General features: G+C 71.4%; 19 protein-coding genes. 2 read left to right on the forward strand and 17 right to left on the reverse strand.

Annotated elements, in window-relative coordinates; translation table 11 throughout:
* The 11 genes from CLT71_RS35770 to CLT71_RS36820 form a co-directional block, all read right to left on the reverse strand.
* A partial coding sequence (locus tag CLT71_RS35770) for a terminase large subunit (protein WP_486483765.1) occupies nt 1-1,358 on the reverse strand: 1,358 nt, incomplete at its 3' end.
* On the reverse strand, nt 1,355-1,966 hold the full coding sequence (locus CLT71_RS35775) for a hypothetical protein (protein WP_101372073.1): 612 nt from the start codon (nt 1,964-1,966) through the stop codon (nt 1,355-1,357). The genes CLT71_RS35775 and CLT71_RS35770, both read right to left, overlap by 4 nt.
* A 207-nt stretch (nt 1,967-2,173) precedes the next feature.
* Nucleotides 2,174-2,518 carry a hypothetical protein gene (locus CLT71_RS35780; protein WP_101372074.1) on the reverse strand — a complete coding sequence of 115 codons (345 nt, stop codon included), beginning with the start codon at nt 2,516-2,518 and terminating at the stop codon, nt 2,174-2,176.
* A gap of 141 nt (nt 2,519-2,659) precedes the next feature.
* A complete protein-coding gene (locus CLT71_RS35785; RefSeq protein ID WP_101372075.1) occupies nt 2,660-2,944 on the reverse strand; it encodes a hypothetical protein in 285 nt (94 codons plus the stop codon).
* A 34-nt stretch (nt 2,945-2,978) separates the two neighbouring features.
* On the reverse strand, nt 2,979-3,326 hold the full coding sequence (locus tag CLT71_RS35790) for a hypothetical protein (protein ID WP_101372076.1): 348 nt from the start codon (nt 3,324-3,326) through the stop codon (nt 2,979-2,981).
* Nucleotides 3,323-3,874, reverse strand: coding sequence for a hypothetical protein (locus CLT71_RS35795; RefSeq protein WP_101372077.1), 552 nt, complete (start codon nt 3,872-3,874; stop codon nt 3,323-3,325). The genes CLT71_RS35790 and CLT71_RS35795 overlap by 4 nt, the downstream gene beginning before the upstream one ends.
* The gene (locus tag CLT71_RS35800; RefSeq protein WP_101372078.1) at nt 3,871-5,001 is read right to left on the reverse strand and encodes a hypothetical protein; all 1,131 of its coding nucleotides are present in this window, start codon (nt 4,999-5,001) and stop codon (nt 3,871-3,873) included. Before CLT71_RS35800 ends, CLT71_RS35795 begins: the two co-directional genes overlap by 4 nt.
* The gene (locus tag CLT71_RS35805) at nt 4,998-5,375 is read right to left on the reverse strand and encodes a hypothetical protein (protein WP_101372079.1); all 378 of its coding nucleotides are present in this window, start codon (nt 5,373-5,375) and stop codon (nt 4,998-5,000) included. The genes CLT71_RS35800 and CLT71_RS35805 overlap by 4 nt, the downstream gene beginning before the upstream one ends.
* Nucleotides 5,368-6,072: a hypothetical protein gene (locus CLT71_RS35810; RefSeq protein WP_101372080.1), complete on the reverse strand. Its 705-nt coding sequence runs from the start codon at nt 6,070-6,072 to the stop codon at nt 5,368-5,370. Before CLT71_RS35810 ends, CLT71_RS35805 begins: the two co-directional genes overlap by 8 nt.
* A gap of 559 nt (nt 6,073-6,631) precedes the next feature.
* Nucleotides 6,632-7,681 carry a site-specific integrase gene (locus CLT71_RS36815; RefSeq protein ID WP_143743841.1) on the reverse strand — a complete coding sequence of 350 codons (1,050 nt, stop codon included), beginning with the start codon at nt 7,679-7,681 and terminating at the stop codon, nt 6,632-6,634.
* A gap of 449 nt (nt 7,682-8,130) precedes the next feature.
* Complete coding sequence (locus CLT71_RS36820; RefSeq protein ID WP_143743843.1) at nt 8,131-8,409, reverse strand: hypothetical protein; 279 nt, start codon at nt 8,407-8,409, stop codon at nt 8,131-8,133.
* 427 nt (nt 8,410-8,836) lie between these two features.
* Between CLT71_RS36820 and CLT71_RS35835 the strand changes: the two genes are divergently transcribed.
* Together CLT71_RS35835 and CLT71_RS35840 are read left to right on the forward strand one after the other, a co-directional pair.
* Nucleotides 8,837-9,580 carry a GntR family transcriptional regulator gene (locus tag CLT71_RS35835; RefSeq protein WP_143743845.1) on the forward strand — a complete coding sequence of 248 codons (744 nt, stop codon included), beginning with the start codon at nt 8,837-8,839 and terminating at the stop codon, nt 9,578-9,580.
* The gene (locus CLT71_RS35840; RefSeq protein ID WP_101372086.1) at nt 9,577-9,951 is read left to right on the forward strand and encodes a hypothetical protein; all 375 of its coding nucleotides are present in this window, start codon (nt 9,577-9,579) and stop codon (nt 9,949-9,951) included. Before CLT71_RS35835 ends, CLT71_RS35840 begins: the two co-directional genes overlap by 4 nt.
* 57 nt (nt 9,952-10,008) lie before the next feature.
* Here the strand turns inward: CLT71_RS35840 and CLT71_RS35845 are convergent, their stop codons facing one another.
* The 6 genes from CLT71_RS35845 to CLT71_RS35870 all read right to left on the reverse strand — a co-directional run bounded on the left by CLT71_RS35845 (nt 10,009) and on the right by CLT71_RS35870 (nt 13,283).
* Nucleotides 10,009-10,422, reverse strand: coding sequence for a hypothetical protein (locus tag CLT71_RS35845; protein ID WP_101372087.1), 414 nt, complete (start codon nt 10,420-10,422; stop codon nt 10,009-10,011).
* Nucleotides 10,423-10,436: 14 nt separating this feature from the next.
* Nucleotides 10,437-11,381 (reverse strand): hypothetical protein, encoded by a 945-nt coding sequence (locus CLT71_RS35850; protein WP_101372088.1) that lies wholly within the window; start codon nt 11,379-11,381, stop codon nt 10,437-10,439.
* Nucleotides 11,382-11,433: 52 nt separating this feature from the next.
* Entirely contained in the window at nt 11,434-12,123 is a 690-nt protein-coding gene (locus CLT71_RS35855; RefSeq protein ID WP_101372089.1) for a hypothetical protein, read from the reverse strand.
* Nucleotides 12,120-12,566 carry a DUF6283 family protein gene (locus CLT71_RS37680; RefSeq protein ID WP_199188012.1) on the reverse strand — a complete coding sequence of 149 codons (447 nt, stop codon included), beginning with the start codon at nt 12,564-12,566 and terminating at the stop codon, nt 12,120-12,122. Before CLT71_RS37680 ends, CLT71_RS35855 begins: the two co-directional genes overlap by 4 nt.
* On the reverse strand, nt 12,563-12,913 hold the full coding sequence (locus CLT71_RS36825) for a hypothetical protein (protein WP_143743847.1): 351 nt from the start codon (nt 12,911-12,913) through the stop codon (nt 12,563-12,565). Before CLT71_RS36825 ends, CLT71_RS37680 begins: the two co-directional genes overlap by 4 nt.
* A gap of 67 nt (nt 12,914-12,980) precedes the next feature.
* A complete protein-coding gene (locus CLT71_RS35870; protein WP_143743849.1) occupies nt 12,981-13,283 on the reverse strand; it encodes a hypothetical protein in 303 nt (100 codons plus the stop codon).
* Nucleotides 13,284-13,293 lie beyond the last annotated feature (10 nt).

Genomic DNA, 13,293 nt, shown 5'->3' on the forward strand with positions numbered 1-13,293 from the left:
TCGGTGGTGTAGATGCCGTACCGCAGCGCGTCCAGGCTGTGATCGTCGGCCTTGATCGGCACGTCGTCGCCTTTCTGCGCCTTCTTGTCGTCCCAGGCGTAGCCGGGGAACTCGTCGATCAGCGCCCGGCATGACCGGTGGACCAGCAGCCGGCCCGTGGCCAGCAGTGACGCCACGGTTCGGATCCCGTCGAGCACCGAGTTACGGGCCCGGGTCGGAAGGATCACCCCGCCGTCGTTCAGTTCGGTGATGAACGACGCGGCCGACGGGTCGACGCACGTCCATTCCGGACTGACGCCACGGTGTTGCCGGGGCCGGCCGGTCAGCGGATCCGGGCCCGGGCTCGCCCCGGGGATCGGCACGTCGGCGAGCCATGCGGTGAGCGCGTCGGCGTACTGCCGGTCGGTCCGCTGCCGCAGCGTGCGGCGGGAGTCGTACCGGTACTCACTGACCACGTACAGCCGCCGGTCGACTCCCAGGCCGATCAGCACGGCAGCGAACGGGTTCGACGTGCCGTAGTCGACGCCGACGGACAGCCACCGCTCGATCAGCGGCAACTCGTGATCATCGACAATGTGCCGATCTTCGTCCCACATGTCATAGATCGCGCCTTCGGCGGCAACCCACAAGCCGAGAATGAACCGCTTATAGAACAAACCGGTAAATTGGGCTTTGTAGTTGGCCTTCTTCGCCGCCGACAGCACCGGGTTGTCATCGATCGTGAAGTGCCAGTGCCGCAGGTTCATCGCCGGCTCGTCGGCCCGCAGCAGGTAGTCCCGCCGCAGGTAGTGAGCCGGGTTGTCCGGGTTCGTCGTCGCAAAGATCTTCGCCGCGTCGACGCTCGTACGGCCGAGAAGCTGCACCCAGAACTCACGTGGGACTAGCGTCGCCTCGTCGACGTACGCGCCGACACAGGTCAGGCCACGCAACCGCGACTCTGACCGGGCGTCGTTCGCGCCGATCACGTCGACGACCCGGCCGAGGATGACCGCGACGTTCGCGCCCGGCGTGTAGTGCACTTCCGACGCGAGCGCGCCGAAGATCGCCGGGTCGGTGAGCACCGAGAACACGTTGCGGTTGAGCGTGTCTTTCGTCCGGCCGATCATGACGAGCCGGCCACCGGTCGGCGCGGTGCGGATGTAGAGCAGCCACCGCAGCAGCGACGCCACAGTCTTGCCGGACCGGATCGCCCCGGTCCACAGGTTGATCTGCGCCCGGGACTGGCGGATGGACGCGATCTGCGCCGGCGACAGCCGGGGCGCTTCGGCGGTAATCACCGGCTGGACGCGGGTGGTCGACCGGGGCCGGCCCGGTTGTACCGGGTGCCGGGCCGCCGCCGTGGTGGTGGCGGCCGTCACTGCCCGCCCCCGTCGATCGGCGGCGGGGTGTACCCGTCGTCGTCGCCCGGCTCGCCGGCGAGCTGCTCCGGCGTCGGCAGCGGCACCGGATAGCCGTCGTCGATGTCGGCCTCTCCGTCCGGGTGCAGACCGAGTCCGTAGACCAGGGCGTCGACGAGACTCAGCGCGCGCTGGTCGGCACCGTCCTTCGTGTCGAACCGGATCAGCGCCATGTGCTTATCGGCGGCGATCCCGGCGGCGGTGAGCGCCTGCCGGACCTCGGACAGCGGCGGCTCGTCCAGCTCGACCCGGTGCACGTCGTCTTTCGTCGCGACGTAGTACACGTATCGGGCGGTCGCCCGGGCGGCGATGTGCTCGGCGAGGTCGAGCATCGTTTGCGCGAGCCGGCCGCGCTGCGCCGCCATGTCGGCGACCCTCGCCCGCGTCGCGTTTTTGGTCTGGGCACGTGCGAACGCGTCCGGCAGGCCGATGTCCTTGGCGATGCGGCGCACGGTGGACGGGCTGACGCCGTGGTCGGCGGCGATGCCGCGACAGGAGGCGGTGCCGTTGCCGTCGCGTATGGCCTGCTCGATCGCGGCGCGGCGGTCGGGGTCGAGTGCTGCGGGCATGACGGTTCCACCCCCTGTGCAGCGTTTGGGGGCAGCGTTGGCCGTCGAGGTCGTGTGGCTTCGTGGCGCGGCCCGGTGCCCGACCGGGACAGCTCCCCGGCGCCTGGCCGGGTGCCGGATACGACGCAGCGCCCGGTGGTCGTTGGACACACTGCGGGCGCTGCGGATGGCGTTGGATTGACAGTTTGGTACGTGCGTGCCAACCCGTCAAGCTGCTACGGGTTCGGGCGGGTCGTGTCGTGTGGTGCGGGGTTGGCGGCCTCGGTGGCGGCCGACGCGGGCGCGGCGGGTGGCGGTTTCGACGCGGACGACGTCGTGCCAGCGGTAGACGTTTTCCGGGCCGCTGGTGCCTCTGGCCCGGGCGGGCTGGTCGGGGTCGATGTCGGCGGGTACGTGGTAGCCGAGGGCGGCGGCGAGTTCCCCGACGGTGACGGGGCGGATCTTCTCGCTGGCGACCCAGGTTCGGAGTAGGCCGGGGGTGATGTCGCCGTAGCCGGGTTCGTGGCGGATTTCTGAGGCGGTGAGGTAGCGGACGCCGTCGCGCTCGATCATGTTGCTGTCCCCCGTTGTGACTGTGTGTTACGGGTTTGCGGGGTGGTGCGGTGTTGGGCCGGTGATCCCGGCATCGAAACTGAGCGGTAACCGTGCAGGTTTCATGTTTGGTGGCTGTGTGTTATATCGACGGTCACGGTTCTAGTCGTGGTTGGGTGGGACGAGCGAGATAGCGGCGACCGGGGCGACCGGCGGGCGGCTGCCGCGCTCCAGCCATTCGGCGAACTGTTCGGCGACCGCGATCACGGCGCTGACCTGGTCCCCGTCGCTGGCGATCGCTGGCGGCCGGGGCGGGGCGCCTCTGCCCGGGGTGTAGGTCGCGTACGGGGCGCTGGGCCCGTCAACGACGAGTGTGGTCGCCATCTCCAGGGCGTGCATGCGGATGGCGAGGACCCGATCGGGCTGGTCGGTGGGGTGGTCGGTCATGCGGGGGCCTTCCTGTACCTGCGGGGGTGGATGGTCAGCGGCGTCGGCGTCGGCGCCGGCGGTGTCGGCTGTGCTGGCGGGGCCGGTAGAGGCGGTGCGCGTCCTGGATCCGGGCGGCCCGGTCGCGTAGGTGTCGGGATCGGAGCGGCAGGCCGCACAGGATCCGGATCGCGACGTGGGTCAGCAGGGATGCGCGGGTTACGCGGATCACGGCTCGGCGGCGGTAGAAGCCTCCCGGGGGCAGCTCGTCGGCCGGCGTCTCGGCGGGGAACCGCGGCCCGGGGTCGCCGGTGTATCCGACGTCGACGAACTCGCGGCCGACGTCGAGCGTCGTGGGCGGGTCGGCGCCGACGGGGCCGGCCCACACCCGGCCGGCGCTCACCGGTCGGCGCCGACGGTCGGCGCCGGCTCACCGGCGTGGAACCACGGCGGGCAGCACGGCCGCAGGTCCGGCAGCGCGGTAATCGCCTGCTCGGCCAGCCGGCGGATCCGGTCGGCCATCGGGTCGACGTCGGCGGCGGCGGCTTCGGTGACCAGTTCGTCGTATCCGGCTGTCGTGCGAACGTCGTACAGGGTCGGCTCCGCCCGTCCGGTGACCGACGCCGGCACCACCACCACGATCCGTACGGCGAAGTTGGGGAAGGTGAGGTTTACCGCCTGGAGGTTGTAGGCGGCGGCGGCGTCGCCGTCGAGGTGGTGCCCGCACGGGTGCAGGGTGAGCCGGTCGAGGTCCGGCGCACCGGCGACCGGACGCGGGGCGAGGCCGACGACGCCGGCAACCTGACTGGCCCGGGCGCGGAACCGGCCGACCGCCGGATCGGCACCGCCGAGCGGCTCATACTCGCCACCCTGGTCAAGGTCGGTCGTCTGGACCGGTCTTCCGCAGTCGGGACAGTCCGGAAATACATAGTTCGGGTTGCTCGATGTCACTGGTTGGGGTCCTTTCTCCGACGGCGGCGCGGTGGCGTGGCCTGCGGTTTCTTGTCGAGTTCAGCGGCCCGCCGGTCGTAGTCCCGGTTCATGGCGTGCGCTTCGGCGAGCACCTTCGGCCAGTCCCAGCGGCGGGTACCGGGCAGGGTCACACCGAGTCGCGCGGCGAGCCCGTCGGGGCCGTCCCAGCGGCGGGCCGGCCACACGTGCCGCCGACCCTCGCGGCGGGCGGTGCCGATCCCGCACGGGCATCCCCAGCCCAGGCAGTAGCAGTCGGGGCCCAGGCAGCGGATCGACCACTCCCGGCGTTTCGGTGAAGACACTTCCGCGTGCAGTTCCCGCGATCCGCACACCGGGCACTCTGGCGGGGTCGGGCCCGGAATCTGCCGCCGGTCGCGGCCGGCACCGGCCGCCGCTTCCGCCCGGTCGGCGGCCTCGTTGAGGACCGTTTCGACACCGGCGGCGGTCTCGACGTTGACGACGTCGACCAGGCCGACGAGGAGATCCAGGGACAGGCCGACGAGGAGATCGGTACGGTCGCAGCCGCACCAGCCGGCGGCGTAGCAGCCCGGGCAGCGGTTGCCGGTCGGCACCCGTCCGAGGTAGCAGCGGGGGCAGGCCGGCGGGTCGGCTGGCCACTCCCAGGACCAGCCGGCCGGCCGCTGTGTCACACCGGTGCCGGCGCACCAGTCGCACGGGACCACGACCGCCCGGGCCCGGTCGATGTCGATGTCGACGATCGCTCGGGCCCGGGCGGCGTCACCGGCCGGGCCCGGCCCGTGAACGTGGGTCCACAGCCGGTGGGCCAGGGTGGTGATCGCGTCCGCGATCCGCTGCCGGGCCTCGATGGCGTGCAGACGGGCCGGCGGCGGCCGGTCCCGGCCGGGCGCCATCCGCATACGGATCGACGCGGCGGCGGCGGCCCGGTCGGCGGCGAGCTGCTCGGCGAGCTGGCCAGCACGGCGGGCGGCGTCACGCGGCGGCGGCCGGTCAGCGGCCGGGCCGACCGGGCCCGGGATCCGGGCGTCGCCGAGCCACGACCACGCGGCCCGGAACCGGCCAGCGGCGGCGTGGACGTCGTCGGCCAGCCCGTCGGAGTACCCCCGGTCGGCGGCCGGCGCGGTCACCGGTGCGTCCGACCGACACGGCGGCGAATCAGCAGGCCACCCGTTCGTACATGTGTCCACACGTCACCGCCGGCGGATCGGAGCCGGAGCAGCGTGTCGGGGTCCGGGGCGTACCACTCCCAGCCGGGGTCGACCGGTACCCACGCCGGCCAGTCGGCGGGCCGGCCGATGGACCGGGCCCGGCCCACCTGGTCGACCGGCACGGCGGCGCAGCAGTCGGCGCGGCAGCCGATGACGGCCGGTACCCGGCCCTGGTCGACGTCGACGGTGATGGTGTAGCCGCCGCCCCGGTCGCACCGGTACGCGTCCAGCCGGCCGGCCTGAGGGGTGCGGTAGTGGCGGGGGTTGCGGCGCAGCCGGATCCGGTTACCCATCGACGCGTCCGGTCGCGCGCTGCCCGGCGCCGTACAGGCTGGCGAGGTACTGCCGCATCTGCGGTGCCAGGTGGGCGATCATCGCGGCCAGGACGTCGTCGACGGCCGACGGTGCGTCGACGGGCCGCCCGCCGACGAACCGGGCCCGGGCGGCCGTCGGTGCCGTCTCCGGTGGGGTGCAGCCACGGTAGGACCGGGGGGTGATGTCCCGCGACGGGACCGGCACCAGGCCGGCGGCCTTCGCCGCCGCGATCACCGCGGCGACTTCCTCCGGCCGGTCGTCCGGGTCGTACGCCAGGCCCCGAAACTGCTGGGCGATCACCTGCATGTCGGCGAGCAGGCCCGGGTTGATGTCGACCGGCGCCGGCGCCGGGGCGAGGTGGGCGGGGATGTCGCCGACCAGCAGCCCGGACAGGGTGTTGACGGTCTCAGCGAGCCGGATCCGGGTCTCCTCCTGGTCGACGCCGGCGTTACGCAGCGCGGCGTCGGCGACGGCCAGGACGTCGAGCAGCAGCAGCGCCGCATCCCGGATCCGGCCCGCGTGCAGCTCGACCATGCCGGCGGCGGCGTGCCAGACGTTGGCGGCCGGGCCGGTGCTGTCGCCGGCGCGGTCGGCTTCGGCGCGCATCGCGGCGGCCAGGCCGGCGATCGCACGCGGACCGGTGGGAGTGGTGGGTGGGGCGATGGTGGCGGTCACGGCGACGTGTCCTCTCGGGAGGGTTGCGGGGGTACGGTGCAGCGCCGGCCGGGCCGGCGCGGTTCCTCGGTGCGGAAGGCGGGGCAGGCGCAGCAGGACCACACGAGCCGACCAGCCTGAATCGCGGCGTGCCAGTGGTGCCGGCACCAGGTGACGTCGACGAGTCCGGCCCATGCGGCGCGGACGATGCCGAACAGTACGGCGATCGCGGCGTGGCCGGCGACGGCCAGCGAAAAGATCCGCTGGCCGGGCCGGTGCTTCCTGTGTCGACCTGCGCCGCTACCGGTGGACACGGAACGACCCGCCACGCCGGTACGGCGGTGGCGGGTCGACGGGCCCGGACATGCGGGCCGGGTGGATGGTGCGGACAGCCTCAACGGCGGCAGGGTGCATCGTGCGCTCCTGTAGGTAGTTCCCGATACCTACGACCACCCCGGCGGGTCACCGGCCGGGGTTGTGCCTCCCCGACCGGAACGCCTGTGCGAGCGTTCACCCGGCGGCGCGGTGTTCGATCACTGTAGCGCGCAACAGCCCGCCTGCCAGCGCGGAACCGGTGTGATCAGATGACCGGACGGTCAGGACGGGTCGCCGCTTCGATCTGCAACCGTTCGGCGCGTATCAGGTAGCCGGTCAGGGTCGCCGAGTTCGTCGACAGGCCGGCCTCGTCGGCGAGTTGGTCGATCGGCAGCCCGTTGACGCGGTTGCGGACGATCCCAGCGATCCGCAGCGACCGGAACTGGAACCGGCCGGGGTCGGTCACGCCGGCGCGGACCAGCATCGCGAGCAGGACATCCCACAGGCTTGCCTCGTTCATGCGGCCGTCGTCGGGCATCCCGCCGGCGCAGCGGTCGATGCCGCCAACGTTGCCGTTGCGGTCGATACCGCGTACCAGCCACGCCGCCCCGCCCTCGCCGCGTTCCTTCAGGTAGCGGATCCATTCGGCGGCCGCTTCGACCGGGCAGAGTTCGGGTCGGTGCTCGCCGGCAATCGTCCAGTGCGGAACCGTCACGTCCCTGTCTGGTATGCCGGTGCGGTGGTGCGGCACCTGGACGATCGACACGCCCGACCGGCCGATCGAGATTTGCCGGAGGCGGATCGACACCAGTTGTTTCCCGGTGAGCATGCCGGCGTAGGCGAGCAGCAGCACACAGGCATCGCGGCGGCCTCGGACGGTCGCCCGGTCGAGAGAGGCCAGGATGTTGATCGCTTCGCCGAGCTGCAACGCGTCGACGCGTCGTGGTTTCCAGCCGGCTCGGGCGAGGCTAGCCTGATGATCCTGTAGCACAGCGAGCGCGGGCACACCGTCGGGAACCGGTTGCCCATGCAGGCGATGCCACGCCCGTACCGACGCGATTTCGCGTTTGATGGTCGCGGGTGCCTTGCCCTGTTGTGCCAGGTGGCCGGCGTACAGGGCGAGGGTTTCGGAGGTGGCGGGGATGGCGGTCCAGCCTTCACCAGCAGCCCACGCCCGGAACTTGCCCCACCCGTCGGCGTACTTCTCGGCCGTCGACGCTGACCAGCGGTCGAGGACTTTCCGGGCTCGGACCGGTGTCGTTAGCGACAGGTCCAGGACAGAGATCACTCGCGCGTGGCCCATCGGAGCGGGCATTCCGGTTACCTCCTGATGTTGACCGGGGCAGCCTAACCCGTGGGAATAGCGGTTCCTAGGGGTTAGCGGCGACGGACACGCCTCCCGGCCTGCTGATATTTATTTTGGTGACTGGCTATTTTCCATGCAGGGTCACTGCCTAGCTCCGATGACGGGAGGGGCCGTGACTGTGCGTTACGTCTGGTGTCGGTTCAGGCCGCGCTCGGCTGACCGACGCACGATCAGTTCCGCCGTGGTGAGGAGCCAGCAGCCGCGACGGCTGCGGCGGAGCCAGCCGAAGCCGGTGGGGCGGCGGGCGATGGCGCAGAAATGGCACGTCGCGGGGTCATGTGATCGGCTGATGGCGTGGGCGGTGTCGATCACGTGTGCCTCTTTGGCGGCGTGGGCCGCCGCCGCGTCCACTTCGGATGTTGACGGTCGGGCCGGTGGTGGCGTCCGTCTCTCGCGGGTCACTGTGCTGGTCCGGGTGGCGTGGCCGGGCCGGGGATCGGCACGGTGGGGACGGCCGGCGCTGGTGGCGGCGGTGTGACGGGGCCGCCGAGGTCGGGCAGGTAGTGGCGGCCGGGCTCGGGTGGGAGTTCGGCGGCCAGGGCGAGCACGCGGATACGCGCGGCGTCCTGTTCGGCCTGCTGGATCTGAGCGCCGATGGCTTCGCCGTACTCGCGTAGCGCGTTGGCGTGGGCCGCGTCTATGGCTGCTCGTAGTCGTTGGGGCCAGTCCCACAGCATGTCGTCGACTCCCCTTGCCGGGCCGGTACCGGTGGGGCGGAGGGGGCGGCGGGCGAACACCACGAACGACGCCGCCGCTCCCCTCCGCGTCAGACTGCGGACGGTTCCGGCCGGCTCGTGGGGGGGCCTGGCCGGGACCGGCCGCAGCCAGTCTCGGGTGAGTGGCCGGGAGGGTGCCGCGCGGCTCGCACGGGGGTGCTGGTATCCCGCTCGCTGCCTAGGGGCCGTACGACGCGCGGCACCTTCCCGGGGCTTGTCTGGCTTGGCCACTGGTGCGACTGATCAGCCAAGCCGTACGATGAGACTAGAGTCGATGTGACGCGCGCAACAAGCGTCGACACGCAATGTATTCTGGTACGTACCAGGCGTACCGGGCAGACCATGCGAACCAGGCAGCCAGGCAGCCAGGGAGCCAGGGAGACCTACAGTGACTACTGCATTGCATGTCGATGTTGCTGATCAGCTCCGGCGCGCGATCGCCGACATGAAGCCGGGCGACCGGCTGCCGAGTGAGCCGGACCTCGCCGAGCGCCTCAAGGTGTCGCGGTACACGATCCGGACCGCGCTGACCACACTGGCCGACGAAGGGCTCATTCTGCCGCAGCCGGGTCGGGGTTGGCGGGTTCGTGAGCAGCACACGATGGTCTGGGTCGCCTCGCAGCCGGAACGTAACGAGGTCGTCGACGTCTCGCCGGCGGATGGCTGGTCGATGCAGATTCGGAGCCAGGGCGGCACGCCTCGGGAGGAGATCGCGGCAGAGCTGCTCCTCGCTGACGAACAGCACGCGGCGATGTTCGATGTTCCGGTGGGTGAGCCGTTGATCGTGCGGCGACGTCGGCGGTACGCCGACGAGCGGCTGCACGCGACCGCTGACACTTTGTTTCGGCGCTCGGACGTGACCGGGTCGCCGATCGAGCTACCCGCCGACATCCTGCCCGGCACGTACGCGGTCCTGGAGGAACGCGGGATCGGGTGGCGTACCTACCGGGACACGATGCGGTGGCGGCCAGCGAGCGTCGCCGAGCGGAATCTCTACAAGTGCGGCCCGGGGGTGGCCGTCGTAAGGCATCTGCGGATCCGGAAGACCGCAGAGGATCGGGTGGTAGCGGTGACGATCACGACACTGCCCGGCGATCGGAACGAAATCATCTACGAGGGAGTGTGGCAGTGAGGACCGAAGCGCACACGGGGACGCTGGTCGGCGAGTTAGTCACCGAATCGCACCGCACCGGCGACCACGCCGGTGACATCGGCTACGGGCTCCGGTTCGCGCCCGTGGGCCGGCCGGCCCGTAACGACGGGTGGAATCGGGCGTGGCTGAGTCGGGGCGAGGTGCGGCGGCTGGAGCACGACGGCACCGGCTGGCACATCACCGCCGATGGGTGGACCGACGGGCACGTGTACCGGCTGGCGGAGCCGCTTGACGGGCAGCTCGTCGACACGCTCCCGACGGCGGACGGCGAGGTCAGGTTGGAGCGCGGGCGGGTGTACGAGATCCGCGAGGTAGCGCCGATGGGCGAGTTTGGCCTCTACGTGCTCTGACCAGTACAGACAGACGGGCCCGGCCTGGGGAACGCCTCCCCCGGGCCGGGCCCGTCTCTACTGCTCGTCGCGGATCGTGATGATCTCGCGGGTCGGGTCGGTCGGGTCCGGGATGCGGATGAGCCGGTCGGGGTCGACCAGCCTTCCGGGGCCGAACTCTCCCGACTCGATCAGGTCCGCGATCCGCTGCGCGGCCGTCTCTTCTCCGCCGGCGACCGGTCGCTCTGCGACGTACTGCTCCATCTCGGCCACGGTGGCGGGCGTGATCCCGGCGGCGATCTGCGGCTCGGCCTCCTCCGGAAGGTAGCCGAGCCGGGCCCAAGCCGCCGCGACCGGTGCGGTGGCCTCGGGGCGTGTCAGCGACAGCAGGAACCAGCGAGCGCCGATGTCGGCGGTGCGGAGCTGGGTCGTGCTGGCGCGGTAGGTGTGCCAGTAGATGAGCCATTGTCGGGTGAGTGGCTGCTTGTCCATGCGGTCTCTCCCGGTCAGCGGCGGCCGTCGCGGATCTGGTAGATCCGGGCCTCGGATAGGTCGGCGTCGTCGGCAAGGGCCGACACGGGCACGTCGACGGCGTACGCGCGGCGGATCAGGTCATCCCGTCGCTTCGGCAGAGCCGCGATCAGGGCCGTGACGCGGCGGATCTCGGCGCGGAGGGTGCTCGGCTGCGTCATCCATTCGGCGTGCTGCTCCAGGGCCCGGCGGGCCGCTTCCCGCAGCACCGGTACGCCGTTGTACGCCTCGTCGCGGGGGGTGTAGGTGCCGGTCACGGCTCCGAGGCCGACCTGTTCGGGGCGGCCGGATCCGGGGGTGGAGGTCGTCGACCGGTCCCAGCGGATCGTGTCGGCCGGCCACTCCATGCGCGGGAAGGTGCTTTCGGTGGCCACGGCGTCGGGCAGGTAGTCGGCTCCGGTACCGGTCATCGGCTGCCACAGCACGTGCACGCCGTCGTCGTCCACGGTGGCGTCGAGAATGAGCGCGTCGAGCTTCTGCGTGTGCCAGCCGCCGTCGGCGAGCTGGTACGTGGCGGTGATCTGGTGGATGGAGCCCGGTCGGGGCAGGGTGATCGTGCTGGTCATGTTGGGATCCTTAGTCTTCGTCGTCGAAGTCGGGTTCGGTTCGCAGCATCCGTCCGTGCAGGGCAGGGAGTCGCCGCCGACCGAGCGCGCGAAGCGGTCGCCCTGGTAGGTGCGATGCGCCTCGGGGGCGTGATAGATGGCGATCTCGGCGGCGGCGGCCTGGTAAAGCGCCGTCGCGTACCCGTTGCCCTGGTGCTCGGCGGGGGTCTCGACCTGCACGATTTCGCCGGTCGCGGTCGACACCCACAGCTCGGAGACGGTGACACCGTCGATCGTGAGGGACCAGCGGTGACAGGGCTTGTCGTGGTCGCTGTATCGGGCGATGTCCCGGGTGATGGTGAACGTCTCCGCCATACACCCATCCTATAGCCCGCTATAGATTTGTCTCAAGCGCGCTATAGAGTGGTCAGTCGCGATCTTTGCCGAGCACGGCGGCGGCCCGCTGGAGCCAGACCAGCCGATCGACCTGGTGGCCATACCAAGCCTGCGCGGCGGCCTGCTCGTCGAGGCCGATAGCCCGGGCCTGATCCCTGTAGAGCCGGTACGCGAGCGGCTCATGCTGTACGTCGATCCGATCCCGGTAGTCGTCGAGCATGCTGATAGCCCGCTGCACCGGGTCGGGCTCGTCGGGCGACACGCCGTGACTGGCGGTCAGGTGGACGGACAGCAGACCGATCCGGTACGCGGCCGTCGACACGCCGGCCGGGTCGATCCCAACCGCGATCGCGACCGCGTCCAGCAGAACCCGCCGGTTCGTCCGGTCGAACGCGGCGACCACCCGGCCGAGCGTCACCGGACGTTCGTCGGCGAGGGAACAGGCGACGTCGACGACGTGCCCGGCTTCCGACTCAGCGGCCAGGCCGGCGGTCTCGGTGGCGAGATCCCGCCACTGGATATAGACACTGCCGCCCTTCCCGAACAGGTGCCGCCGGACCTGCGGCAGGTTGAGCAGGTCGCCGCGGTTGTAGCTGGTGAGGATGTGCACGGCCGCGCGGTGGCCGTCGTGGTCGTCCTGGACGGCTTCGCGGAGCAGCTCGGCGAGCTGGCCGGCCGGCAGGTCGCGTACGTCCTCCCGGCCGGTTGCCGGGGCGGTCACGGCTGCGCTCCGTCGCTCGGATCGTGTCGGCGGGCCTGCCGGGCGGCCATCTCGTCGTACGAGTCGAACAGCGGCGGCCAGTCCGGACCGGGTCGCATCGCCTCGCGTGGGAGTGCGCCGGTCGCAAGCATGAGGCGGATCCGTAGGTGATCGTTCGCGGCGCCGGACGCGAGCCAGCCGGCGCACGCGTACTCCGCCCCTTCCGGCGACTTGTGGCAGGCGAACATCGGCGTTTCCAGACCTGCATGCGTGATCTCGGCCGCCTGGGCGATCGCGGCCTCGGGGTCGGTGTGGTCGATCGGCGGCGGCCGGAACGGCGCGGACGTCGCGGCCAGGTGGTCGTACCGGTCGGCCGGGAACTGGCCGGGCTCGACGTCCTGCCGCCACGGACACTCGACGCACGGGCGGCGGGCCCGGGGCAGCTTCTCGGCCCGGCCGGTCATCGGGTCGGCTCCGGCCGAAGCTGCGCGGCGTCACGGTCGCAGCCGTGGCACGGGCCGCCGACCGGGTAGCCGTGCCCGCAGTGGCCGGCGTCGACGGCGGCGGTGTGTAGCCGGGCGAGGACGGCGGCCAGGTCGACGCCGGCGCGGCGGATCTGGCCGGCGGCCCGCTGCGCTCGGAGGCCGTCGACGGGACGGGCCTGCCGGCGGAATGCGTCGCTGTCGTGCAGCGCGGTAATCCGCTCGGCGACCTGGTGGGCGGCGACCGCGATCCGGTGCGCTTCGGCGAGGAAAGCCGTGGTGGTGGTGTCGTTGGTGACCGGCGTCAGGCCGAGCGCCGTGGTGGGCATGCGGGGTCTCCTCAGGGGTGCGGGGGTACAGCGGCCAGCGGACGGGCGCCTGACGGTCTGGTTCAGGCTAGGCGGTGGTCAATGTTTGGGCTACATGTTGTGTCGTCGGTGTGACAGCGATGGGGACCAGGTCGACGTACACCCGTTCCTCGCGGACGGCCAGGGGGCGGCCGTCGACGAGGTGGCCGGCGATGCTGGTGTGACCGGTGCTCGATCCGAGGATCGGTGAGACGGCGGTGACCCGGTACCGCTGGGCGGTACCGGTCAACCCGTTCTCGATGATCGGTGTCTCGCCGATCCGGGGTACGCGGCCGATCTGCGTGCACAGCTCGCCGCCGTCTACCCGATAGATGATCTCTGTCATGTCCACGATGGGTGTC

The organism is Plantactinospora sp. CNZ320 (assembly GCF_002846275.1).

What these genes read in the sequence shown, in the direction of transcription:
- CLT71_RS36815 (WP_143743841.1), bottom strand. Translation starts at nt 7,681, where the DNA reads ATGCCCGCTCCGATGGGCCACGCGCGAGTGATCTCTGTCCTGGACCTG.
- CLT71_RS35850 (WP_101372088.1), bottom strand. Translation starts at nt 11,381, where the DNA reads ATGGCGGAGACGTTCACCATCACCCGGGACATCGCCCGATACAGCGAC.
- CLT71_RS37680 (WP_199188012.1), bottom strand. Translation starts at nt 12,566, where the DNA reads ATGACCGGCCGGGCCGAGAAGCTGCCCCGGGCCCGCCGCCCGTGCGTC.
- CLT71_RS35775 (WP_101372073.1), bottom strand. Translation starts at nt 1,966, where the DNA reads ATGCCCGCAGCACTCGACCCCGACCGCCGCGCCGCGATCGAGCAGGCC.
- CLT71_RS35785 (WP_101372075.1), bottom strand. Translation starts at nt 2,944, where the DNA reads ATGACCGACCACCCCACCGACCAGCCCGATCGGGTCCTCGCCATCCGC.
- CLT71_RS35780 (WP_101372074.1), bottom strand. Translation starts at nt 2,518, where the DNA reads ATGATCGAGCGCGACGGCGTCCGCTACCTCACCGCCTCAGAAATCCGC.
- CLT71_RS35845 (WP_101372087.1), bottom strand. Translation starts at nt 10,422, where the DNA reads ATGGACAAGCAGCCACTCACCCGACAATGGCTCATCTACTGGCACACC.
- CLT71_RS35805 (WP_101372079.1), bottom strand. Translation starts at nt 5,375, where the DNA reads ATGGGTAACCGGATCCGGCTGCGCCGCAACCCCCGCCACTACCGCACC.
- CLT71_RS36825 (WP_143743847.1), bottom strand. Translation starts at nt 12,913, where the DNA reads ATGCCCACCACGGCGCTCGGCCTGACGCCGGTCACCAACGACACCACC.
- CLT71_RS36820 (WP_143743843.1), bottom strand. Translation starts at nt 8,409, where the DNA reads ATGCTGTGGGACTGGCCCCAACGACTACGAGCAGCCATAGACGCGGCC.